This is a genomic window from Vreelandella salicampi (assembly GCF_013415105.1).
GTDB classification, from domain to species: Bacteria; Pseudomonadota; Gammaproteobacteria; order Pseudomonadales; family Halomonadaceae; genus Vreelandella; species Vreelandella salicampi.
Genome location: NZ_JACCDF010000011.1, coordinates 1 through 23,941, shown reverse-complemented (window position 1 = coordinate 23,941; position 23,941 = coordinate 1). Strand labels below are relative to the sequence as shown.

General features: G+C 57.0%; 20 protein-coding genes. 15 read left to right on the top strand and 5 right to left on the bottom strand.

Translation table 11 applies throughout. The features are described 5' to 3' along the window. Window positions 1–168 precede the first annotated feature (168 nt). The 4 genes from HZS81_RS12465 (at window position 169) to HZS81_RS12450 (ending at window position 7,015) form a co-directional block, all read left to right on the top strand. Window positions 169–1,818, top strand: a complete 1,650-nt coding sequence (locus HZS81_RS12465) for a cell division protein ZipA (protein ID WP_179930899.1) — start codon at window positions 169–171, stop codon at window positions 1,816–1,818. A 119-nt stretch (window positions 1,819–1,937) separates the two neighbouring features. Then, the gene (gene ligA, locus HZS81_RS12460) at window positions 1,938–3,974 is read left to right on the top strand and encodes an NAD-dependent DNA ligase LigA (RefSeq protein ID WP_179930898.1); all 2,037 of its coding nucleotides are present in this window, start codon (window positions 1,938–1,940) and stop codon (window positions 3,972–3,974) included. A gap of 26 nt (window positions 3,975–4,000) precedes the next feature. Then, a complete protein-coding gene (locus HZS81_RS12455) occupies window positions 4,001–4,276 on the top strand; it encodes a YheU family protein (protein WP_179930897.1) in 276 nt (91 codons plus the stop codon). 150 nt (window positions 4,277–4,426) lie between these two features. Continuing rightward, window positions 4,427–7,015 (top strand): putative bifunctional diguanylate cyclase/phosphodiesterase, encoded by a 2,589-nt coding sequence (locus HZS81_RS12450; RefSeq protein WP_179930896.1) that lies wholly within the window; start codon window positions 4,427–4,429, stop codon window positions 7,013–7,015. Between the two features lie 35 nt (window positions 7,016–7,050). Here the strand turns inward: HZS81_RS12450 and mnmC are convergent, their stop codons facing one another. Then, window positions 7,051–9,069 (bottom strand): bifunctional tRNA (5-methylaminomethyl-2-thiouridine)(34)-methyltransferase MnmC2/FAD-dependent 5-carboxymethylaminomethyl-2-thiouridine(34) oxidoreductase MnmC1, encoded by a 2,019-nt coding sequence (gene mnmC, locus HZS81_RS12445; RefSeq protein WP_179930895.1) that lies wholly within the window; start codon window positions 9,067–9,069, stop codon window positions 7,051–7,053. Window positions 9,070–9,260: 191 nt separating this feature from the next. After that, entirely contained in the window at window positions 9,261–9,560 is a 300-nt protein-coding gene (locus tag HZS81_RS12440) for a YciI family protein (RefSeq protein WP_179930894.1), read from the bottom strand. Between the two features lie 119 nt (window positions 9,561–9,679). Between HZS81_RS12440 and HZS81_RS12435 the strand changes: the two genes are divergently transcribed. Both HZS81_RS12435 and HZS81_RS12430 read left to right on the top strand, forming a co-directional pair. Next, window positions 9,680–10,579: a PHP domain-containing protein gene (locus HZS81_RS12435; RefSeq protein ID WP_179930893.1), complete on the top strand. Its 900-nt coding sequence runs from the start codon at window positions 9,680–9,682 to the stop codon at window positions 10,577–10,579. A gap of 105 nt (window positions 10,580–10,684) precedes the next feature. Next, window positions 10,685–11,311, top strand: coding sequence for an L-threonylcarbamoyladenylate synthase (locus HZS81_RS12430; RefSeq protein ID WP_179930892.1), 627 nt, complete (start codon window positions 10,685–10,687; stop codon window positions 11,309–11,311). Between the two features lie 3 nt (window positions 11,312–11,314). Here HZS81_RS12430 and HZS81_RS12425 read toward each other — a convergent pair whose 3' ends face one another. After that, window positions 11,315–12,196: an ion transporter gene (locus tag HZS81_RS12425; protein WP_179930891.1), complete on the bottom strand. Its 882-nt coding sequence runs from the start codon at window positions 12,194–12,196 to the stop codon at window positions 11,315–11,317. 38 nt (window positions 12,197–12,234) lie between these two features. Continuing rightward, on the bottom strand, window positions 12,235–13,137 hold the full coding sequence (locus tag HZS81_RS12420) for a CYTH domain-containing protein (protein WP_179930890.1): 903 nt from the start codon (window positions 13,135–13,137) through the stop codon (window positions 12,235–12,237). A gap of 137 nt (window positions 13,138–13,274) precedes the next feature. Here HZS81_RS12420 and HZS81_RS12415 point away from each other — a divergent pair, with 137 nt between their 5' ends. The 4 genes from HZS81_RS12415 to HZS81_RS12400 all read left to right on the top strand — a co-directional run bounded on the left by HZS81_RS12415 (window position 13,275) and on the right by HZS81_RS12400 (window position 17,689). Further along, window positions 13,275–13,955 (top strand): TIGR00153 family protein, encoded by a 681-nt coding sequence (locus tag HZS81_RS12415; protein WP_179930889.1) that lies wholly within the window; start codon window positions 13,275–13,277, stop codon window positions 13,953–13,955. Between the two features lie 11 nt (window positions 13,956–13,966). Continuing rightward, window positions 13,967–15,232: an inorganic phosphate transporter gene (locus tag HZS81_RS12410; RefSeq protein WP_179930888.1), complete on the top strand. Its 1,266-nt coding sequence runs from the start codon at window positions 13,967–13,969 to the stop codon at window positions 15,230–15,232. 151 nt (window positions 15,233–15,383) lie between these two features. Continuing rightward, window positions 15,384–16,697 (top strand): amino-acid N-acetyltransferase, encoded by a 1,314-nt coding sequence (gene argA / locus HZS81_RS12405; RefSeq protein ID WP_179930887.1) that lies wholly within the window; start codon window positions 15,384–15,386, stop codon window positions 16,695–16,697. Continuing rightward, entirely contained in the window at window positions 16,694–17,689 is a 996-nt protein-coding gene (locus HZS81_RS12400) for a C45 family autoproteolytic acyltransferase/hydrolase (RefSeq protein ID WP_179930886.1), read from the top strand. The genes argA and HZS81_RS12400 overlap by 4 nt, the downstream gene beginning before the upstream one ends. A gap of 4 nt (window positions 17,690–17,693) precedes the next feature. Here HZS81_RS12400 and xseA read toward each other — a convergent pair whose 3' ends face one another. Further along, window positions 17,694–19,034: an exodeoxyribonuclease VII large subunit gene (xseA, locus tag HZS81_RS12395; RefSeq protein ID WP_179930885.1), complete on the bottom strand. Its 1,341-nt coding sequence runs from the start codon at window positions 19,032–19,034 to the stop codon at window positions 17,694–17,696. 126 nt (window positions 19,035–19,160) lie between these two features. Between xseA and guaB the strand changes: the two genes are divergently transcribed. The 5 genes from guaB to HZS81_RS12370 all read left to right on the top strand — a co-directional run bounded on the left by guaB (window position 19,161) and on the right by HZS81_RS12370 (window position 23,848). Further along, window positions 19,161–20,630, top strand: coding sequence for an IMP dehydrogenase (guaB, locus tag HZS81_RS12390; protein WP_179930884.1), 1,470 nt, complete (start codon window positions 19,161–19,163; stop codon window positions 20,628–20,630). 81 nt (window positions 20,631–20,711) lie between these two features. Further along, window positions 20,712–22,289 carry a glutamine-hydrolyzing GMP synthase gene (gene guaA, locus HZS81_RS12385; protein WP_179931005.1) on the top strand — a complete coding sequence of 526 codons (1,578 nt, stop codon included), beginning with the start codon at window positions 20,712–20,714 and terminating at the stop codon, window positions 22,287–22,289. Between the two features lie 54 nt (window positions 22,290–22,343). Further along, window positions 22,344–22,931: a nucleotide modification associated domain-containing protein gene (locus HZS81_RS18230; RefSeq protein ID WP_179930883.1), complete on the top strand. Its 588-nt coding sequence runs from the start codon at window positions 22,344–22,346 to the stop codon at window positions 22,929–22,931. Next, window positions 22,918–23,592, top strand: a complete 675-nt coding sequence (locus tag HZS81_RS12375) for an HIT family protein (RefSeq protein WP_179930882.1) — start codon at window positions 22,918–22,920, stop codon at window positions 23,590–23,592. The genes HZS81_RS18230 and HZS81_RS12375 overlap by 14 nt, the downstream gene beginning before the upstream one ends. A gap of 19 nt (window positions 23,593–23,611) precedes the next feature. Beyond that, the gene (locus HZS81_RS12370; protein ID WP_179930881.1) at window positions 23,612–23,848 is read left to right on the top strand and encodes a hypothetical protein; all 237 of its coding nucleotides are present in this window, start codon (window positions 23,612–23,614) and stop codon (window positions 23,846–23,848) included. Window positions 23,849–23,941 lie beyond the last annotated feature (93 nt).

Here is a 23,941-nt window from a genome sequence, read left to right as displayed (position 1 = left end):
CTTAATAGCGCTATGCTTGGTGTAAGAGATTGGGCAAACTGGACTTCAACGTTAACGTTTATATATTCAACTGCTGTGTTCAAAGTTAGATGTTTCTAGATGTGTTTTGAGTGTGATGTTTCTAGAGTAGTGTCTTAAACCGGCAAAACGACCCATGGAACGTGCGACATGGAACTAAGAGAATGGCTAATAGTTTTAGGGCTGGCGTTGGTTTCGCTGATTGTCATTGATGGTGTACGTCGGCTTCAGCGCCAACGCCGGGTACCGCAGTTAGATCAAGCGACGGGTGCCGACTCAGGCGACGCTAAAACCCCTGATAAAGATCCAGAAGAGGCGCAGCGCCAAGCTGAGCTGAGCTGGGAGCTGCCTAATGGTGGCGCTCGAGTGTTAAAGCCTGCGGATTATAGTGGGTTGAGCGGTAAGCCTAAACTTGAGCGCCAAGAGCATCCAGGTCCTTCTAGGGTACTCTCAGAGTTCCGGCGGACGAAAAAGACGAAAGAAGAAGCCCCGCACGATGTTAAAGCGTCGGCTAGCCAAGCGGCAACGGCTGAATCGCCACGCCATACAGAACCCACTCTATCGGTTCCCCCCGCGAGTGCTGCCGAGGCAACTGACCATGGAACAGCAATTGATCATGAAACAAAAACTGTCCATGAAACGGAAAGGGCTCAGGAAGCCGAAAATGTTCGCATAACCGAACATGCGGAGGAAGCTAGTCGTAAAGCAAGCGAAGCAAAGGCGCGCACAGCTCAGGAAGACTCAGTGACGGAAAGCGATACGCCTTCACCGTTAAGCGCTACCCGCGCCGACGAGGACGATGTCAAAGCACATCTTGCCCAGCATAGCGAAGCCAAGCGGCGCCAACTGCGACGTGATATCGCCGGTGAGCGTGAGGAATCCGATCACGACGACGAGTCGTACGAGGATGACAGCTACCGACTGGTTGATTTTGACGGTATCAAGCATTCCCTCAAAGAGCGGATGGCCGAACGTCGTAAAGCCAAACAGCAAAAGAAAGAAGCAAAAGCCGAGCAAGCTAGAGCGCAGGCTCAGCAAAAAGCCGAACGTAAAGCGCGAGAAGAGACATTGCGCCTTGAAGCGCAAGCGGCCGCTGAGGCTGAAAAAGCGCGAGTGGCTGCTGAGCAAGCAAAAGCTCAAGAAGCCGCTGCTGCTAAAACCGCTGAGGCAGTAGACCCAGCTTATGAGACGTCGGTAATGTCGCGAGCGTTAGACGATCACCCCGACGATACATATACAGACGCTGAATATGATAATGGCAGCTACGATAACGTTGTGCGCCCGCACCCCACCTTGGAAAAAGCACTCCGCCATGATGTGTGTGGTGGCCACGCCCGCAAAACGCTGACCAACGCAGAAGAAGTGATTGTGATCAGCGTGATGTCGCGAGACAAGGAAGGCTTTGATGGGGTCACACTGCTAGAGCTATTAATGATGTGTGGTCTGCGTTATAGCCGAGGCATGGGGGTGTTTCACCGCTTTGAAACGGAGAGTTCTGACAGTGAATTGCAGTTCTCGATGGTGAACGTGGTGAAGCCGGGCTCTTTCCCGATTGAGGAAATGGACGAGTTTGTCACGCCTGGCGTGACGTTCTTGATGCCACTACCCGGCGCTGAGGACAGTAGCGCTGCCTTTGAAGCCATGGTCGAGACCGCGATGGTCGTGGTGCGCCACTTAGGCGGTGAGCTCAAAGATGAGAACCACAGTGTGATGACCGCGCAAACCATTGAGTTTGCCCGTCAACGCGTGCACGAGTTTGAGCGGCGCCATCGTTTGCATCAACAGATGCAGGCGCACTGATTCGGTTTTCCCTTACACGTTGTAAGTGAAAAAAACACCCGCTGCCGGGTCAGGCAGCGGGTGTTTTTGTATAATCGAGCTCTACATTCATCCCCTCTGCCTTGCTTGGATTTGCCTTCATGAGTCAGCCTGATGCCGCCGTGCTTAAGGACATTGCCACGCTCCGTGCCGAGCTGGAAGATGCCAATTATCGCTATTACGTACTCGATAGTCCCACGCTCACCGACGCCGACTACGACCGTAAATTTCAGCGTCTCAAGCAGTTAGAAGCGCAATATCCCGAGCAGGTTACACCAGATTCGCCTACGCAGCGCGTAGGCGCTGCCCCCGCGGATGGCTTTCCAGAAATCATTCATGTCATCCCCATGCTGTCGCTAGATAATGCGTTTAGTCGCGACGGTATTTTTGCCTTTGCCGAGCGCGTGGCTGAACGACTTGAGTGTGAGCCGGATGAGATTTCATTCTCGTGTGAGCCTAAGCTTGATGGCGCCGCGGTGTCGCTCGTCTACGAGCGGGGCGTGTTGGTAAGTGGCGCCACCCGGGGAGATGGCCGTACAGGCGAGGGCATTACGTCGAACCTGCGTACCCTGCGTTCGGTGCCGCTACGTCTGCGCGGCGAAAAAACGCCTGCACTTTTGGAGGTGCGCGGCGAAGTGATCATGCGACACTCAGGCTTTGAGGCATTGAATGAGCGTGCTCGCGAGGAGGGAAGCAAAGTATTTGCCAACCCGCGTAACGCGGCGGCGGGCAGTTTGCGTCAGCTTGACCCACGCATCACTGCTACTCGCCCGCTTGAGTTTCACGCCTATCAAGCCGCTCGGTTAGAGCCGGATATGGGCGATGCCACCCACAGTGCCTTAATGCAGCGCCTATCGGACGCTGGCTTTCGCACTAGCGACGAGCTCTCCGTGGTAACCGGCCCAAACGCCGTGGCGGATTATTGTGCGGCGCTAGGAGAAAAGCGCGACCGCCTTGGTTTTGATATCGACGGTGTAGTGATCAAAGTCGATGAACTTCGCCTGCAGCGCGAGCTAGGGTTTGTTGCCCGTGCGCCGCGCTGGGCTGTGGCCTTTAAGTACCCAGCGCAGGAAGAGATCACCCACGTCAATGACGTTGAGTTTCAAGTCGGGCGCACCGGTGCCATTACACCGGTAGCACGCCTGGAGCCGGTGAGCGTGGCGGGTGTGACGGTCTCTAATGCCACGCTGCATAATGCCGATGAAATCGCGCGATTGGATGTGCGCATTGGCGATACGGTTGCGATTCGCCGCGCTGGCGATGTGATCCCCCAGGTAGTGCGTGTTGACATTGATAAACGCCCGGCTGATGCACGTGAGATTGTCTTTCCGAGTCGTTGCCCGGTGTGTGAATCCGAGATCGAGCGGGTGGAGGGCGAAGCGGTGGCGCGCTGCTCTGGCGGGCTCTACTGCCCAGCACAACGCAAAGAAGCGCTAAAGCACTTTGCCAGCCGCCGCGCGTTGGATATCGATGGCCTGGGAGAAAAGCTGATCGATCAGTTGGTGGAGCGCGACTGGGTCAAAACACCGGCGGATCTTTTCCACTTAAGCGTCGAGCAGCTGCAAACGCTGCCGCGCATGGGAGAGAAGTCGTCGTCTAACCTGATCAATGCGCTCCAACACGCCAAGGAAACCACGCTTTCGCGCTTTATTTACGCCTTGGGCATTCGTGAAGTGGGTGAGGCCACCGCGGCTAACCTGGCGGCGCACTTTGGCACCTTAGACGCCTTACAAGAAGCCGATACAGCCGCGCTTGGAGCCGTGGATGACGTTGGCCCTGTCGTGGCGGCGCATGTGCATACGTTTTTCCGTCAAGTGCATAACCAAGAAACGCTCGATGCACTTTTGGCTGCGGGTGTGCGCTGGGAAGAGCGCGACGTGGTGCGCGGTCCTACGCCCCTAGACGGACAAACATGGGTGTTGACCGGCACCATGGAAAGTATGACCCGGGACGAAGGCAAAGCGCGCCTGCAGGCACTGGGTGCCAAGGTTTCCGGCAGCGTATCGAAGAAAACCACCTGCCTGGTGGCGGGAGAGGCCGCCGGGAGCAAGCTGACCAAAGCTGAACAGTTAGGCGTTCCGGTTATCGACGAAGCCACGTTTCTTGAGCGCTTAGACGACTGGGAAAACGGCGATTAAACCACCGGCGAACAGGAGATGAACGCATGAGCCGATTTATCGAAGTCCCCGCACGAATGCTGCCGCCAGAAACGCTGGAGGCGCTGCTGGAAGCCTTTGTTACCCGCCAAGGCTACGACACCACGGATACCGGCGAAGGCATGCGTGGCTGGGTGAGTGAATTAAAACAGCAGCTTGAACGCAACGAGTTGATCATTGCTCACGACCTGGAACTGGAAATGACCGAAGTGATGACGCTCGCTCAGTGGCGCAGTTTTGGCCGCGACATTGGCGATGATGAAGAAGAAGGTGACCTCGTTTGACGTACATCAAGCTCGCGCAAGCTTTTGCAGTACTGCGACCAAAAGCGCCTTTATCCAAGCCTAATGCCTGACATAATCTTGCTCCCACCCTTAAGTGCGTTAGCACTTTTTACTTAAGCACAATTTTAATTAAGAAAGTGGCAGGCTGCGATGCACTCTTGGTATTACCGACTTCATCAACCGCTCACTACGCTGCGCGGTTTTGTTTTTTGCGTCATTCTGGCGTCAGCCCTGGCGGTATTTCTGGGAGTGACACTCGCGGCGTCGTTGCTGTATGAAGACATCATGCGCCGTCAGGCAGCACAAACGTCGCAAAATATCGCTGAGCAGACGTTCAACTCGATGTTCGAAGTGATGCGACGCGGCTGGAACCGCGAAGACCTTGAACGCTTTGTCGATGCGACCAAAGCTGCCCACGAGAACTCCCCCTTTGATCTTGAAATCTATCGCGGCGCGTTGGTGGCGGAACTTTACGGCCATATTACCCAGCCGGAGATGGATCGGTCGATTCAAAACGCTTTTGCCGATGGTGAGCAAAGCGTCACTCATAATGACAATATTACCCGTCGCATTTACCCCATGACCGCGCGCAGCGAGTGTTTGGCCTGCCACACCAACGCACAAGTGGGCGATGTGCTGGGCGTGATCGATATTCACCATGACATGAATCCGGTGGCTTCCGAAGCGCGTCAGGGTTATGTGGTGCTGTTTGTGATTGTATCGCTTGTCATGCTGTTTGCGGCAGGGTTGGTCTCTTCGCTCGCGGCGGGGCGCGTCAAGCGCGCGCTGGATTTGTTTCGCACGCGCTTAAGTTCAGTGAACACGGTGAAGGATTTTCGCACTTTAGACGTAAGCGACGTCGATCTCTCCTTTGACGAATTAAATCATGCCTTTGGTGACATCAATGCCCTGGCGCAACGGTTGAAAAATGTTGCTGTAGATAAGGACATTCTTGAATTCGAAATTCGCCTTTTGAGCAAATTTATTATCACCTCGGACGTGGTGCGTGACTGGCGCGAGTTCATCAAAGATCTGCTGGTCGACATCAATACGATTATCGAAGCGCATACGTTAATGACTATCTTCCAGGTGGAAGATGAAGGCTATGAGCTGGAGATTTTTTGGTACCGCGAACCCACCCAAGGGGATCGTCAGCTGTTGGAGCGCATTGTCACCCGGCAGCTAGAACAGAACTCGCACTTCCAAGACGATTTGGCCATCGTACGTATTACCCACCACAGCGTTGAGCATAACGGTGATATTGACAGCCAAGCGATTACCATTAGCCCGGAAGAGATCGAGCTGGAAACCAAATCGTTGCTGCTAGATGCGCCGCGCATCGGCGGTGTGGTCGGCATTGGTGTGCAGTCCGAAATAGCCAAAGACCCGATTCGTCATATTGTGATCGACGGTATTCTCTCGACGCTGTTAAATCTCGTTGGCTCGGTGAAGGCGATCTACAAATACACTTGCGATCTGGAGTTTTACGCCACTCGCGATCCGCTCACGTCGCTGCATAACCAGCGGGTGTTTAAAGATTTGCTTCCCTATGAGGTGGGGCGCGCCAAACGCCATCGCGAGTCCTTCAGCCTTTTGATGCTCGATATGGACAACTTCAAGCTGGTTAACGACCGACACGGCCATGCGTTTGGCGATCAGTTTCTGCAGGCCTTTGGTAAGGCGCTGGCTGGCGCCGTGCGACCAGGGGATTTCCTGTCGCGCTACGGCGGCGACGAGTTCACCGTCATTTTGCCCGACACCGGCGCTTCTCAGGCGTATTCGGTGGCACAGCGCATTACCCGAGAACTCGCTGAGGTGGTGCTGATGGCGCCGGATGGCTCTCCCGTGCGGGCGACCACTTCGGTAGGCATCGCTGTTTATCCCGAGCACGCCGAAGACCCGAAAGACCTGTTCTTGCTTGCTGATAACATGATGTACAAGGCCAAGCGCCAAGGGAAAAATTGCCTAGCGCTACCGGAAGAAGATGAGGTCGCGGCTATCTACCGTGAGGTGGGTGAGAAAAACCAAATGGTGCTCAATGCGCTTGAAGAAGGGCGTATCGTGCCGTACTTCCAGCCGATTGTGGACGTGAACACCGGTGAGACGAATATCCACGAGCTGCTCATGCGCATTGAGCAGGATGGCCGTATCGTGCCGGCCGGCGAGTTTATCGATATTGCCGAGAGTATCGGAGTAATCCACCGCATGGATTATCTCTTGATCGAAAAAGCCTTTAAGCAGATTCACGCCCAGGGCTATATCGGTACGTTGTTTATCAACCTCTCGCCGCGCTCGCTGATCATCGGCGAATTTATTAACCGTATCCACCAGCTCGCCGTGGATTATGAAATTGATCCAAAGCGGATTGTGTTTGAGCTAACCGAACGCGAGACCGTCAGCAACCTGCAGCTGCTGGAAAAATTTGTACTCGACCTTAAGTTGCAGGGGTTTAACTTCGCGATCGACGACTTCGGCTCCGGCTACTCATCGTTCCACTATCTTAAGCAGTTCCCCATCGATGTGATCAAGATCGAGGGGGAGTTTATCCGCAATATGATTGATGACGACAAGTACCTGGCCTTTGTGAAAAGTATCGTCACGCTAGCGAAGAGCCTAAAGGTGGAGACAATCGCCGAGTTCATCGAAGACGAAGCGGTAATGAATGCGGTGCGGGAGCTGGGCATCAATTACGGCCAGGGCTACCACTTAGGCCGCCCCGGCCCGGATTTTCTTAGCTGATGCTTAGTTTTTGCTGACGCCTAGAGAGGCGCAAGCTATAACGTCTGGCGGCGAATCAACGCGCTGATAATCCGCCGCCCTGGGTGAAGGTGATCCGCCAGCGGCGCTTCTAGCGGCAGCGGTTCATCGCACAGGCGGGATGCAATCACTTCCGCGCACAGCGGCGCGCTGGCCAAGCCCCGCGAGCCGTGGGCCGTGCTGACCCAAAGTCCTGGATGGTGCTGGCCGACTTGCGTCGGCACGCGTGTGGCATCTTTGCCCAACACGGCGTAATCCGCTTGCCAGGCGTTGGCATCCGGTACCGGGCCGGCGTAGGGCGATTTATCCGGGCTTGCCGCACGTACCGCTGCACGGCCTTCGAAATCCTCGGCGCTCAGGCCCGTACTTTCCAGTGCATCGGCCAGCGCCGGCAGGCTCTGGCGTAGCTCATCAAGGTTACGCTGGTGCTCTTCAGTGGAAAGCTCGGTCGTTGCGCTATTCGGCACAAAGCTCGCGCCAAAGGTGAGAATGCCATCCAGCACCGGCGGCACGTAGCCTCCCGCGCAAATCACCGGCGTGGGGCCGGTTACGCCAGCCGGCAAGGGCACGCTCGATACCTGGCCGCGTACCGGCTGCAGTGGCAGGGCGCGCGTTTGGGCAAAGCCATTCGCCTGATGCGCGTTGGCAATCACCACCTGATCTGCCACTAATCGGTCACCGCTTGCCATCAACAACTGCCAGCCGTTATCCCCTCGGCGCAACTGGATTACCTCGCCTTGTTGATAATCAACCCCTGATGTTGCGAGTAAGCGATCACATAGCGCCTTGGGCCGTACCCAGCCTGCCTGTGGGTAGAAAAGCCCCTGCTCACCCGCCACGGGAAGCCCGGCGATGTGCTCAAGTTTGCCTCGCGTGTACAGGGTGAGTAGCGAGGCTGGCAGCGGGTGATTCGCGAAAAAGCGGCGTTGCCGCTGGGCTTCTTTTTCGCTTAATGCCAGTTGCAGCACGCCGCTTTCGCCCCAGAGCGTTCGTGCTGGGTCGAGCCACTCAAGCCAGCGGCGGCTGTACATTAGTCCACTAAGATAAACCCGGCTCTGCGCGTTGGTTTCGGCGGCGAGCTTAACGTAGAGCGCGCCTTGATGATTGCCCGAGCCGCCCGCCGCCGGGGAGGTTTTATCTACCACGGTGACCGCCACGCCTCGCCGCGCCAACGCAGAAGCCACACTGCTCCCGGCAATGCCAGCGCCAATCACCGCCACGTGCTTGGCAGGTTGGGGCGGCGGTGGTGTGAACCAAGGCGTGTCACAGCGGCGTGTGTCGGGGGGCGGTGAGTCGATATGACCGGCGAGCATTTCCCGCTTGCGCCCGAAGCCGGGTACTTTTTGCCAGCGAAAACCGGCGGCTTTCAAGCCACGCTTGACGACCCCGGCGCAGGTAAAGGTGGCAAACGTCGCCCCGGGGCGCGAGCGCGCCGCCATGGCGTGGAAAAGTGACGGCTGCCACATCTCAGAATTTTTTGACGGCGCAAAGCCATCCAAAAACCAGGCATCAATCTGACCATCGAGTAATGAAAGCCGCTCGGCGGTATCGCCAAAGTGCAAATCGAGCGTCACCCGCTCGCTCAAGTGCAACCGGTGGATACCGCTCACCGCGTCCGGCCACTGCGTGCATAGCGGCTGTGCATAATCTTCAAGCGTCGGCCAGGCGCTGAGCGCTTTCGACAGAGCTTGGCGCGGCAGTGGATACTTTTCGGTGGAGATTAAATGCAGCCTTGCCGCGGCCGGGGCGTGGCGCTCAAAGCACGCCCAGGCGCAGAGCATATTGAGCCCGGTACCGAAGCCCGTCTCGCCGACCACGAACGCGCGCGCCTTGTGCCAATTGGCAAAACGCTCGGGCAAACGGTTGGCGTGGATAAAGACGTGTTCGGTTTCTGCACGCCCGTCTTCGCGCGAAAAATACACGTCATCAAAGGCTTGCGAGTGTGGTGCGCCGTTTTCCCAACACAGCTCCGGTGGCGTGAGGGCTGTAAGCGCGGGCAACGGGGGGAAGCAAAAAGGGCCAGGGGGCTGGGTCACAGAAATCTCCGCCTGCAAGAAGCGTATGAGTGAAGCATGAAGTGGTTAAAAAATAACCAATGTGGTGAGCCGGGCGTTATTTCTGGCTTAGCGAAAGGCGTCCGCCGAGTTTTCACAGAGTTGTCCACAGCCACTGTGAAGAAAGACGGTGTGGAAAAGCGGCTGTGAACAGCTGCGGACGCGTAAGCACGTTAAGGTAAGACTTTCTTAAACGGTTTTACCGTGACGTTGGCGTAGACACCGGCAATCATATACGGGTCGGCGTCAGCCCAGGCTTGAGCGGCATCGAGGCTTTCAAATTCGGCGATCACGAGGCTACCGCTAAAGCCGGCATCACCGGGGTTGTCGGCATCGATGGCCGGGTGAGGGCCGGCCAGTACCAGACGGCCTTCATCGCGAAGCGCTTCCAAACGGGCGAGGTGGTCGGGGCGCGCGGCCAAGCGGCGCTCTAAACTGTTGGCAACGTCTTCGCTGATAATGGCGTACAGCATGGGCATAACTCCTTGATATCGAAAGCGTGCCATTGACCACGTGGTTGGCAGCACGCACTATGACGGCATATTCCGCCTTGTTTGAGCCCGCTATTTTGACAAACTCGTCCGACGGCGTCATGCCTATTGACACACTTCCCCACACGCTTGCCGCCGATCAGCACTATTCGGTCGATTTCCATATGCATTCTACCGCCTCCGATGGTGCCCTTTCGCCCACAGCGTTAGTCGCGCTGTGCGCGCAGCGTGGGTTGACCCATATGGCGCTGACTGACCACGACACCATGGATGGCATCTTTGAGGCCGAGCAAGCCGCGCAACAGGCGGGTATTTGCCTGCTGCCGGGTAGCGAGTTATCCACACGCTGGCAGGGAGTGGGGATTCACGTGGTGGCGCTGATGCCGAACGGCCTGCAAGGCCCGTTGGTTGAAGGGCTTGCACAGCAGCGCGAGGCGCGGATCGAGCGCGCCGAGGTGATCGCCCAGCGGCTGGAAAAAATGGGATTGCCGGATGCGCTGGCGAAGGCGCGCGCTCACGCGGGTAGCGAGCGACCGCTGGGACGTCCGGATTTTGCCCGCGCGCTGGTGGCGGAAGGCGTGGCCAAAGATTGGGCCGATGCGTTTAAGCGCTACCTTGGCAGCGGCAAAAAGGGCGACGTAAAAGCGCAGTGGCCGGAAGTTAGCCAAGCGGTAGAGTGGATAGTGGCATCCAAGGGCGTGGCCGTGATTGCTCACCCGCTGCGCTACCGGCTGACGCGGCGTAAGCGCGGGCTGTTGATGGATACGTTTTGCGAGGCCGGCGGCCAAGCGGTGGAGCTGGTGAACGGCCAACAGAATTCGGATGCTACGCGGGATTTGGCGCGCCAGTTGGTCGAGCGCGATTTGTACGCGTCACTCGGCAGCGACTTTCACTTCCCCGGTAGCCACGCAGCCCCTGGGAGTATGAGCGTTGTACCCCGCACCGCAGCGCCGCCGGTGTGGCGCCATCCGCTTTTGGCCTCGCGCTGCTCTGTCCGCTAGGTGCAATTGGCTGAGCATTGGCCGCTAAGCACGCTCGACTCGATTCTCTATACTTAGACGTTATTCACCGAAGTCAGACGTTATTCACCGTAGGAGGCTTTCACCATGAGCCAGTTTTTTCAGATTCACCCCGATAATCCACAAAAGCGATTAATAGATCAGGCAATCGAGATCATCCGCAAAGGCGGTGTGGTGGCCTACCCCACCGATTCCGGCTACGCGCTGGGCTGCCATCTAGGCGAGAAGAAAGCCGTTGAAAAGATCAAATGGCTACGTTCGCTGGATGATAAACACAACTTTACTCTGGTGTGTTCGGATCTCTCTGAAATTGGCACCTACGCCAAAGTGGATAACGACGTGTTCCGCCTGCTTAAAGCGCACACGCCGGGGGCTTATACTTTTATCCTCGAAGCCACTACCGAAGTGCCACGCTTGCTTTTACATCCCAAGCGCCGGTCTATCGGGGTACGCGTACCGGACCACCGGATTACTCACGCGTTACTCGATGCCCTGGGCGAGCCACTAATGAGCGTGACGCTAATCCCGGTGGGCGAGGCGTTACCCATGACCGATGCCGACGATATCCGCGAGCGCTTCGGCGCCCATCTGGATTTGATCATCGACGGCGGTGCTTGCCAGCTTGACCCGACAAGCGTCATCGACCTGCGCGATCTGCCGCCGAAAATCCTGCGTGAAGGGCGCGGTGACGTGACGCCGTTTCAAGCGCTTTAAATATCAAGTGTCTTGATCTTTCTCCTCCGAAGGCTCGCTCAGGCGCGGGTCTTCGGTGTCTTCATCCAGCCAGGTGCCGCAGCGTAGGCAGTAGCGCGCGCGTTTTTCGTGGCGGTCATGGCCGCAGCCGGGGCACGCTTCGTCGGAGTAGCGGTCTTGGCGAATCGAGCGTATCACCTGCGCTGAGAAGACCCCGGTGGGCACCGCAATAATCGAATAGCCGAGCAACATCAGTATCACGGTAATGGCCTTGCCCAGCGAGGTCATGGGTACGATATCGCCGTAGCCCACCGTAGTCATGCTCACAATCGCCCAATAAATCGACATCGGGATGCTGGTAAAGCCGGCCTCTGGGGATTCGATGGCGTACATCAGCGCGGCAAACAGCGTGACCACGATCAAAATGCAGAAGAAAAACAGAAAAATCTGCCGCAGGCTGCGCTTCAGCGCATCGATCAGTAATCGCCCCTCACCAACAAACTCCATCAAGCGCAGAATACGAAAAATGCGCAGCACCCGCAGCACACGAATGAGCACCAAGCTTTGGGCGCCGGGGACGGCAAGCACCAGCCACGCCGGCACGATGGCTATCAAATCGACGATGCCATAGAAGCTTTTTAGATAAAGCCATGGGCGCTCTAAACAGTAGACCCTAAGGGCTAGTTCCACGGTGAATAGCAGCGTAAACCCCCACTCAATATACCTGAATACAGTGCCAAAGCGTGCATGGTAGGCCTCGATGCTATCGAGCAGTAGCGCCGCGACGCTAATCAAAATGGCGATGATTAGCACAATATCGAACGCTTTCGAGGCCGGTGTATCGGATTCAAATATCAAGTGAAAAAGCCGGGTACGCAGACCCTTGCCGGCGGGTGTCAGGCTCATCGCGTTGTCCTTACGTCAGTCGTCAAATTAGCGTCATGTCAACGCAGCTCGGTGCGTTCCGCTAAAGATCGCGCCAGGGTAAGCGCGGCGCTACCGTAAGCGGTACTGGGCTGGCCGTTTTCATCGAGCGCTTGGGGTAGCGTTTGGGCTAGCGGGCGTGCTGCATCATCAAGCCCTGGGTGCTCGGCAAGTTTCGCGAGCGCTTCAAAGGCCAGGGTGAGAAATGCGCCCTGGCCGCTATCGTGAAAGGCATCCAACGCAAGCGTGGCCCGTTGGAGCCACTCGCTCGGTATGTGCGCCTCGGGCAGCGGCCAGTGTTGATGACCCAGCGCTGTACCGCGGGCGGCTTTGCTGCTGTCCGAAGGGCGAAGGGCGACGTCAGCCGCTAAGGCCATGGCAAGGTCCCACAGTGCGTTGGGGGCGCCGCGTTTTAGCTCCAACTCCATCTCACAAATCGGCGCGCGGTAGCCGTGACAGTCGATTTCCCCTTCATCCAGCGCCAGTTCAATTTGGCTTTCCTGGTGGTGGATATCCCACTTTGTGCGCGTGAAATCCGTGCGCAGTTGTGGCTCAAGTGCGGCGAAAGTGGCGTCATCGAACGCTTGAAACGGCGGTAGCGCTTTTAATCCGGTGATATCGAGTTGGTTGCCACTGACCTCCCACTCCCACTCTTCGCGGGAGGAGAGCCCACCGCCGCCTTGCCCGGCGGTTTTGACCGTTTGCAGCGTTTGGCTGTTGATCTGACGCAGGCGTAGCGCAACGCGTGCAGCGCCAAGGGCACCGTCCGGGGTATCAAAGTAGGTGTTGGTCAGCGTAAGCCGCGTTGCCGTGGTGATGTCGAGCAGCGGGTGTGCAGCCAATTGGGCTGGGCCGCCGGGGGCGAGGGCCAGTTTTAGTTCCACTTCCGTGGGGGCTTCACTAGACGCTTTCGGATTTTCCATGACGTTTGCCACCTCGTTAATATGACGCTACGGTTAAATTTTGATGTCAGTATGAATTTTTTATGACGGAGGCGAGGTCAGTCTTTATACTGGCGCCCGCCAATTCCAGGCTTCCCGAAAACAGGCTAAAAGGCTTTATGGTTACCTCCAATCCTTTTTCTGCGATGTTTGGCCGTTCGCCATTCCAGCCGCTGCTGGCACACATCGTCAAAGCGAATGACTGTGCTGATCAGTTACTGCCGTTCTTTGAAGCATCGCTTCAAGGCGACTGGGACAGTGCCGCCCAGCTGCGTGAAAGCATTACGCGCTTGGAACACGAGGCGGATGTGCTCAAAACGGAACTGCGCCTTAACCTACCCAACACCATGTTCTTGCCCGTGTCACGCTCGGATATCCTCGATCTGATCAGCGTGCAGGACAAAATCGCCAATAAGGTACGTGACATTACCGGCATTATGCTGGGGCGCAAAATGCGCGTGCCGAAAACCCTCGCCGAGCCGATGCGCCAGTACATACATACCAGCGTGGCCTGTGTTGCCCAGGCGCGCCAAGCGCTTGAAGAGTTGAAGGATCTGCTTGAGTCCGGCTTCGGGCGCAATGTCTCTGATGTCATGCAAAACATGATCCGTGAGCTGCACACCCTTGAGCACCAAGCGGATAGTCAGCAAGTGGAAATTCGGCGTCAGTTATTTGCGCTGGAAAGTGAGTTGCCGCCGATCGATGTGATCTTCCTTTACAAGATTATCGATTGGGTGGGCGAGCTTTCCGACCGCGCCGAGCGTGTGGGTAGCCGCTTGCAGATTCTGACCGCGCGTTAAAAGGGGGCAAGATGCAGATTATTGCGCAACATGGCGAGATTTTTATCATCCTTGCCTGCCTGTTCGGCTTCTTTATGGCTTGGGGTGTGGGAGCAAACGATGTCGCCAATGCCATGGGCACCTCGGTTGGCTCTAAGGCCATTACCATCAAGCAGGCGATTATCATCGCCGTTATTTTCGAGTTTCTCGGCGCGTGGCTTGCCGGTGGTGAGGTGACCAATACCATCCGCAAAGGCATTATTGACCCGGAGCTTTTGCAGGATGACCCGCAGCTTTTGGTCTACGGTATGCTTTCCGCGCTACTGGCCGCGGGCACGTGGCTTTTGATTGCTTCAATGAAAGGCTGGCCGGTTTCCACCACACACTCCATCGTCGGCGCTATCGTCGGTTTTGCTGTTGCCGGGTTGGGCGCGGCAACGGTGGATTGGGGCGGCGTGGGGACCATCGCCGCGAGCTGGATCGTATCGCCGCTGCTGGCCGGCACCGTTGGCTTTGTGCTATTTAAATCGCTGCATCACCTGGTGTTTGAGGCCCGCGACCCGCTGGCGGCCGCCAAACGCTACCTGCCCGCTTACGTATTCCTCGTGGGGTTTGTGGTGGCCATGGTCACCATGACCAAAGGGTTGAAGCACGTCGGTCTTGATCTCTCTTTTGCTCAAAGCTTGTTGATATCGATCATCCTCGGGTTGGTGCTCTCAGCCATTGGTACCTGGATGGAGAGCCGCGTGAAGTACGTCAAATCCAACGATGACCACTTTGGCTATGCCAACGTAGAGCGTGCTTTTGGCGTGCTGATGATCTTCACCGCCTGTGCGATGGCCTTCGCTCACGGCTCCAACGACGTGGCCAACGCGGTCGGCCCGCTGGCGGCGGTGATTAGCGTGGTGCAAAGCGGCGGCAATGTTGAAGGAGCCGCGCTCGTGCCTTGGTGGGTACTGGTGCTGGGCGGCGGCGGTATCGTCGTGGGCCTGGTGACGTACGGCCACAAAGTGATCGCAACGGTGGGCACGGGCATTACCGAGCTAACGCCGAGCCGTGGGTTTGCCGCCACGCTTGCCGCCGCGACGACGGTGGTGCTGGCCTCGGGCACGGGCTTGCCGATCTCGACCACGCATACATTGGTGGGCGCGATACTCGGCGTTGGCCTAGCCCGCGGCATGGCGGCGCTTAACCTCAGGGTGATTGGCACCATTGCAATGTCGTGGCTGATTACGCTGCCCGCCGGTGCTGGCCTTGCCATTTTGTTCTTTTTTATGTTCAAAGGTATCTTCGGCTAGCCTTTAACGCCAACCGCGACCCTGGCCCAAGCGGTATCTTCTGGCGCACTGCGCAGCGAGAAGATGCCGCTTTTTTTGTGCTCTGCTAAAGTAAGCGGGCCGGTAATGTCGGCATACGAGATTTCATTCACCTGCTGCCGGAGAGCGGCCCTTGGATACGCGCTTCCCTTTTGTTGACTGGTTCCGTAATGCATCGCCCTATATCAATGCGCACCGCGGACGAACCTTCGTCATTTTGATCGAAGGCGAGGCGGTGGCGTCTGGGCGTAGCGAACAGCTGATTCAAGATTTGGCCCTTTTGCACTCGCTAGGCGTTCGCTTGGTGGTGGTATTTGGTATTCGCCCCCAAGTGCAGGCGGCGCTGGCGGCAGCCGAGGTAACGCCCAGGCGTGTGAACGGCCGCTGGGTGGCAGACCGCGCGGTCATGGCGACCGTTGAGCAAGTCGCGTCGCATCAGCGGTTGTGGCTAGAGGCGCGGCTTTCGCTGGGGCTCCCCAGTACGCCGCTACACGGCGTTGAGCTCAATGTTATCTCCGGTAATCTGGTGACCGCTAAACCGCTGGGCGTACGCGAAGGGGTCGACTTTGATCACAGCGGCGAGGTGCGCCGGGTGCGCGCCAGCGCCATTGAAGGGCTGTTGGATAAAGGCGCGTTGGTGCTGTTGCCGCCGCTTGGTTTTTCCAGCACCGGTGAAGTGTTCGACCTAGACGCCTCCGATGTGGCGCAGCACGCCGCCGTGGCGCTAAAAGCCGACAAGTTGATTCTGCTCGGCGAATCGGAAGGGCTCGAAGACGAAACCGGCGCGCTACTGCGTCAGCTTTCGCCCTATGAAGCCGAGCCACGGTTAAGCCAAGCCACACCGGGCAGCGAATTGGCGCGTCATCTGCACGCTGCCTGCCAGGCGGCCCGCGAAGGTGTCGCACGCACGCACCTACTGTGCTGGCGCAACCACGATGCGCTGCTGGGTGAGCTTTTCACCCGCGATGGCGTGGGCACCATGATCACCCAGCACCGCTACGAGCAGCTGCGCCCGGCGACACTCAACGACGTCGCGGGGCTGTTGGATCTGCTCGAACCGCTGGAGCAGCGCGGCATGTTGGTGGCCCGCTCCCGCGAACGCTTAGAGCATGAAATTGATGACTACGTCGTGATCGAGCGTGATGGCATGGTCATTGGTTGTGCGGCGCTGCATGCCTTTTCCGATGCACAACTCGGTGAGCTTGCCTGCGTGGCCGTGCACGCAAACTACCGAGGTGGCGAGCGGGGCGAGCGGCTGGTGGAAGCCATCGAGCAGCGCGCCCGAAGCCGCGGCATTGCGAGGCTCTTTGTGTTGACCACCCACACGGCTCACTGGTTTGTCGAGCGTGGCTTCGCCCCAGCCAGCTTAGACGACTTGCCGCCGCTGAAGCGCGAAACGTACAACCACGCGCGAAAATCCAAAGTGTTGATTAAGGCGCTACTATGACCCCCCTTGAGCGCTGCGCTATCGCGGGCACGCCGTATGAGTTGGGCCGCCAGCTCGGCGAGCGCGGGCGCGACGCCGTTCACCGTGTGCTGATGCACGACCCCGCTTGGCAAGCCGTTCAAGCGCAGGCGCGAGAAAACGCTGGCGGGGTAAAGCGCTTGGCCGCCAACACGCAACGTGAGTTCCCCGCCGTTTGGCAAGAACTTGGCGGCCTGGCCGAGGGGCTTGGGTTGCCGCTAGCGGATGTCGTCGCTTGGAATTGCCGGGGGGATCTGCTGGCCACCGTAGCGGATGGCTGCACCAGCGTGCAGCTGCCCGGGGTGCTTTTGGCCCATAACGAAGACGGCCTGCCGTGCTTGAAGGGGTATTGCCTGTGGGTCACGGCGCAGCCGGCAGGGGAGGCGGCGTTCAGCACCTTCTGCTACCCGGGTTCACTGCCGGGGCATACGGTCGGCGTGCGCCACGGTGGCTTCGCCTTTGCGGTCAATAATCTGCGGTTGACTCAGGTAACGCCGACAATATCCCGCATGGCGGTGTGTCGTGCACTTTTGGGCGTTTCAGACATCGACGCGGCCATGGCACTGCTCGAGCGCTTCAATCAGTGCGGTGGCTTTCATATTACGCTGGCCGAGCGGGGCGGCGGGCGCATGGTGAGCGTCGAGTTTGGCGCGGGCAACACCGTGATCACCGCGCTTACGGCGCCGGCCGTTCACGCCAATCACGCGCTTTACCACACAAGTGCGCAACACCTGACGCGCTCCTCCGCCGACCGCCAGCACCGTGGCGAGGCGCTGCTGGCTCAGGGTGTGCGTAACCCGCTCAGGATTCTTCATGATCAAGCCCGAGAAGCGTTGCCCATTTTGCGCTGTGAGCCTGACGACCCGGATAACGAAAATACCCTCGCCAGCGTGGTGATAACGCTAGGGAGCACGCCTACCTGGGCCTGCTATTTGCCGGGTGAGACATCGCCCTGCCAGCAAGGAGCCTGGTAAGCACTTAGCGCTGATAGCGCCGTTTGACCTCGACGCTGAGCTTGCCTTCACCCAGGCGCAGCTTGAGTTTCTGCCCCGGTTGCGTATCTTGCGCTCGGCGCACCACTTGGCCGCTCTCGTCCTGCGCGATGGCGTAGCCGCGCCCCAATACGGCCAAGGGGCTTATCGCATTTAGCTCGCGTGCCGCGCTGGTGAGTCGTGCTTGGCGGTTTTCGAGCTGGCGCTGCATGGCCGACCCCAAGCGGCGATGAAGCTGGTTGACGCGTTCCTGTTCGGCGCGGTGCAGCCGCGCTATGTCCTGGCTCGTCAGCCGCCCGTTAAGCTGATTCACCCGCTCGCGCTGCTGGGCAAGCCGTGCGTTGGTGGCCCGCTGTAAGCGCTGGCTGAGGTGGATGAGGTGTTGTCGCTGATGTTTGAGCTGTTCACCGGGGTGGCGCAGCTTGGCGCGTAATGTATCCAGCCGCTGGCTGTCGCGTTCTAACCGCGCCTGCATCGCCCGCTGAAGGCGGTTTTCATGGTGCTCTAGCTGGCGCTTGAGGGTCTGCTGGTCGGGCACTAGGCGCTCGGCTGCCGCCGACGGGGTAGGCGCACGCAGGTCGGCGGCAAAGTCGGCCAGTGTTACATCGACCTCATGGCCGACAGCCGACATCACCGGCAGGCGTGAATGAAAAATAGCCCGCGCCAAATGCTCGTTATTGAACGCCCACAGGTCTTCCAAACTGCCGCCGCCGCGGGTAATGAGCACCGCGTCGCGCTCTGGGTCGAGCCGCGATTGACGATTGAGCAGGCCGAGTGCGGCCACCATCGCGGGCGCAGCCTCTTTGCCTTGTACCGGCACCGGAAGCAGCGTCACCTCCGTGAGTGGCCAGCGTGCGCTTAACACCGCCAGCACATCGCGAATGGCCGCTCCCGTGGCGGAGCTCAAAATCATCAGCCGCCGGGGTGGGTAGGGTAGCGCGCGGGCATTGGCAAAAACGCCTTCAGCGTCGAGCTGGGTTTTCAAGCGCTCAAACGCCGCTAACAGCTCGCCCAAGCCCGCCGCTTGCACCGCCTCGACAATCAGCTGGTAATCGCCGCGCGGCTCAAAAAGCGACACCCGCCCGCGCAGTTTGACCTGATCACCATCGCGCATGGGCGCGCTAACAAACCGTGCTTGCTGGCGAAACAGCGCACAGCGCACCTGAGCACGGTCATCCTTCAAGGTGAAATAGACATGCCCAGAAGCCGGGCGCGAAACGTTGGAAAGTTCCCCCTCGACCCACACCTCGCCCATGTCGCGCTCCAGCGCCTTACGCGCCTTGAGGTTGAGTTCACTGACGGAAAGAGCTGCGGGTTTGTCTGGCATGCTGGAACCTTGTGTTGCGTCGCTGGGATCGTGTCTGTGAATTGCTGCCTTGGTCGCATAGGCGTTATACTACGCGACTAACCTTTCATGCCCCATCTTCCCACTTCAACATTGGGTGTTGCCGCTATGCTACGTATGGCTCAAGAAGCACTTACGTTCGATGACGTATTACTTATTCCCGGCTTCTCCGACATTCTTCCCAAGGATGTCAGCCTGAAAACCCGCCTGACACGTGACCTTTCGCTCAATATTCCGCTCGTTTCCTCGGCGATGGATACCGTCACCGAGGCGCGGCTAGCGATTGCGATGGCCCAGGAAGGCGGCATCGGCATCATCCACAAAAATATGTCGATTGCCCAGCAAGCGGCGGAAGTGCGCAAGGTCAAAAAGCACGAAAGCGTGATTGTGAATGACCCGGTCACCGTTAGCCCCAAAGCCAAGCTCGAAGACCTGCTCGCCATGGCGCGGGAAAACGGCTTTTCCGGCTTTCCGGTGGTGGAAGGTGAAACTCTGGTGGGCATTGTGACCGAGCGCGACATGCGTTTCCAGCCCAACCATGGCGACAGCGTGTCCGATATCATGACGCCCCGCGAGCGGCTGGTGACTGTCCCGGAAGGCACTGATCTTGAAGAAAGCAAAGCCAGAATGCGCGAACATCGTATCGAAAAGATGCTCATTGTCGATGACGAGTTCCACCTGCGCGGTCTAGTGACCTTCCAGGATATCGAAAAAGCCCGCACCTACCCGATGGCCGCCAAAGACAGCGACGGCCGCTTGCTGGTGGGCGCAGCCGTGGGTACCGGGCCTGAAACGCCGGACCGCATTGCCGCGCTTGCCGAAGCCGGTGTCGACGCGGTGATTGTGGATACCGCCCATGGCCACTCACAGGGTGTTATTGACCGTGTGCGCTGGATCAAAGCGAACTTCCCCAAGATTCAGGTGATCGGCGGTAATATCGCCACCGGCGAAGCCGCCCGGGCGCTTGCCGAAGCCGGAGCGGATGGCGTGAAAGTGGGCATCGGCCCGGGGTCAATCTGCACCACTCGCGTTGTGGCGGGTGTCGGCGTGCCACAAATTACCGCTGTCTCCAACGTCGCCGCGGCACTTGAAGCCTATGATATCCCGCTGATCGCTGATGGCGGTGTACGCTTCTCCGGCGACCTGGCCAAAGCCATTGCCGCCGGTGCCAGTGCGGTGATGGTCGGCGGCCTTCTCGCCGGTACCGAAGAGGCGCCGGGGGAAGTCGAGCTCTACCAGGGGCGTACCTACAAAGCGTATCGCGGCATGGGTTCCATGGGCGCGATGTCGCAAAACCAGGGCAGCGCTGATCGCTACTTCCAAGATAAAAGCGCCGGTGCGGAAAAGCTGGTGCCGGAAGGCATCGAAGGCCGCGTGCCGTATAAAGGCATGATGGGCGCCATCGTTCACCAGCTGATGGGCGGCTTGCGTGCCTCGATGGGCTATACCGGCTGCCGCGATGTGAACGAGATGCGCACCAAACCGGAGTTCGTCAAGATCACCGGCGCAGGCTTCAACGAGTCTCACGTGCACGACGTGCAGATCACCAAAGAAGCGCCCAACTACCGCGCGAGCTAAATGCGCAGATGCATGAAACGGCGGCGAGGCAACCCCCTCGCCGTTTGCTTTTTTGGCCTCGGCCACCAACGAGATATTGCCATGACTGATATTCACGCCCACAAAATTCTGATTCTTGATTTCGGCTCCCAGTACACCCAGCTGATTGCGCGTCGTGTGCGCGAGATTGGTGTTTATTCTGAGGTTCGCGCGTTCGATATCACCGAAGCGGAAATCCGCGAATATAACCCCAACGGCATTATCCTCGCGGGTGGGCCGGAGTCCGTCACTGAACTGGACTCCCCGCGTGCGCCGCAATGCGTGTTTGAAATGGGCCTGCCGGTGTTTGGGATTTGTTATGGCATGCAGACCATGGCCGAGCAGCTGGGCGGTAAGGTGGAAGGCTCCAACCAGCGCGAATTTGGCTACGCCCAGATTCGTTTGGACGAACCCTCCGCGCTGTTCAACGACATCAAGGATCACGTCGACCACGAGACCGGCAAAGCGCTGCTGGACGTATGGATGAGCCACGGCGATAAAGTCGGCCAGGCGCCGGACACCTTCACCGTGACCGCTTCCACGCCGAGCTGCCCGATTGCCGCCATGGCCTGGGAAGAGAAACAGTTCTACGGCGTGCAGTTCCACCCGGAAGTGACCCACACGCTGCAGGGCCAGCGTATTCTCGAGCACTTCGTGCTGGATATCTGCCAGGCCGAAAAACTCTGGACGCCTGCACAAATCATCGAAGACCAGGTGCAGCGCGTACGCGAGCAGGTAGGCGACAGCCACGTGCTGCTCGGCCTTTCCGGCGGGGTGGATTCCTCCGTTGTCGCCGCGCTGCTGCACAAAGCGATTGGCACCCAGCTCACCTGCGTGTTCGTGGATAATGGCCTGCTGCGCAAGGCAGAGGGCGACCAGGTGATGGAAACCTTCGCCAAGCACATGGGCGTGAAGGTCATCCGTGTGGACGCCGAAGACCTGTTCCTCGACAAGCTGAAGGGCGAACAAGACCCGGAAGTGAAGCGCAAGATCATCGGCAACACCTTCATCGACGTGTTCGATGATGAAGCCAGCAAAATCGACGGTGTCGACTTCCTCGCTCAGGGCACCATCTACCCGGACGTGATCGAATCCGCCGCCAGCAAAACCGGCAAGGCTCACGTGATCAAATCCCACCACAACGTGGGTGGCCTGCCGGAAACCATGAAGCTCAAGCTGGTCGAGCCGCTGCGCGAACTGTTCAAGGACGAAGTGCGCAAACTCGGCCTGGAGCTCGGCCTGCCGTACGACATGGTCTACCGCCACCCCTTCCCGGGGCCGGGCCTGGGCGTGCGCATCCTCGGCGAAGTCAAAAAAGAGTACGCCGACATCCTCCGCGAAGCCGACGCTATCTTCATCGAAGAACTACGCAATTCCGGCTGGTACGAAAAAACCAGCCAGGCGTTTGCCGTGTTCCTGCCGGTCAAATCGGTCGGCGTCGTCGGCGACGGCCGCCGCTACGAATGGGTCATCGCGCTACGCGCGGTAGAAACCATCGACTTCATGACCGCCCGCTGGGCGCACCTGCCCTACGAGCTGCTGGAGAAGGTTTCCAATCGTATTATCAATGAGTTGGAAGGGGTGTCGCGGGTGACTTATGATGTGAGCAGTAAGCCGCCTGCTACTATTGAGTGGGAGTGAGTGGTTTAAGATTTAGTGTCTCATATCACATAAGTTTTTAAAAAAGGCAAGGTTGTGCATATATATCAGCAGACCGAGAGTGAAATAAAACAGCTCAGAGAGCAATGTATAGAGCTATTCTCAAAAAAGAACTCAGAGTATGGTCCAACATGGCTGGGGCTTAGGCCCCTTTCATTGATAGACCATATATTAATCAAGGGCCTTCGATTAAAAAATATAGAGTCGCCTGGCCATGATCAACAAATTTTAGATAGCCCTGTAGATGAGTTGGTTGGAGTTGCTAACTATTGTGCAATGGGAATAGCATTGGCTGGCTTGGAGGAGAAACAAGATCCTAGGCTTCAAGTTCCTTTGGTTGATGCTGATTTGTTTGAAGACAAAGAAATAGTCTCTATGATTAGGCAAGCTTATGCATCTTCTTCGGAGTTGTTGATTAAAAAAAATAACGACTATGGAGAGGCTTGGAGATATATGGAGCCTGAGTCTTTTACGGATGAAATTATTTTACGTACAAGTCGAATGAAAAAAATAATTCGAAGAGACGGAAATTTTTCGTTTTTAACGATTTCAAGCCAGCTTCATGATACTTTAAATTATTCATTTTTTGGAATGATATCACGAGGTTTAGATGATCAACCCTAAGACTATTAGTGACGAAGAGTTAAAGGGTGAATGTAGGTTTTGTAGGGTTTCTGATGCAGAAAGGGTTCTAGCCTATACAGAAAATTTCTATGTCATGCTTTCTTTAGGGCCGGTAGTTGAAGGTTATCTTTTAATCGTTACACGGGATCATGTCGACTGTATAGCTGATCTTCCTTTATCTTGTATAGATGAGTTTAAGTGCATATATAACGTCATCAGAAATATTCAGATTGATATCTATGGCAATGTAGTTTCCTATGAACATGGTCAGGCAGGGGTATGTGCTAGTCACTCTTCTGACACAAAGCACTGCCACCATGCACATTTACATATGGTTCCTTCTAGCGCGCGTGTTTCGGATATAATTAAGTCACAATTCGAAACGAAAAATTTACAAGGTTGGAATAGTTTGTTCGATGAATATCGAGAAAATCCATGTTTTTATATAATGAGTATCATTAATGAAGAAGAAATAACTTTTGCTCCAGTAATGCATGGTATTCCACGACAGTTTTTAAGAAAAGTTGTTGCTGAGCATCATTCTGCAGGCGAAAAATGGGATTGGCTGTCCTATCCCCAATGGGAAAAAATAACTGCCGGAGAGTTAAAAATCCGAGAGAAAGTTAGAAAAAAGCTCGATTCCGAAGGGTTGTTAAAATAATTTAAAAAGGGGATAGTATATGGTTTTTTTTAGCAGAAGGGAGGCTGAAGTATTATTTGATGAGCATATTAGATCTACGATAAAAACCTCTTTAGTTGATCTCGAAGATGGATCTTTTGGCTGGTATCGAGATTTGAGTCGTAATGATACAGTAGGTATAGTCGCTACTGCTCAAATGCTTTCTATCATTAGCTTTTCTTATGATTTCGACGTAGAAGTTATTAATAAACCTGAATCCGTGAGCCTGGCGGCCTAAAAGTCTTCTAACCTTCTGATCCACATGGCAATATAGCGTATATCCTTTTTCACCCGATCATTATCATGCCTAACGTCAAATTTCGCGCCAGTC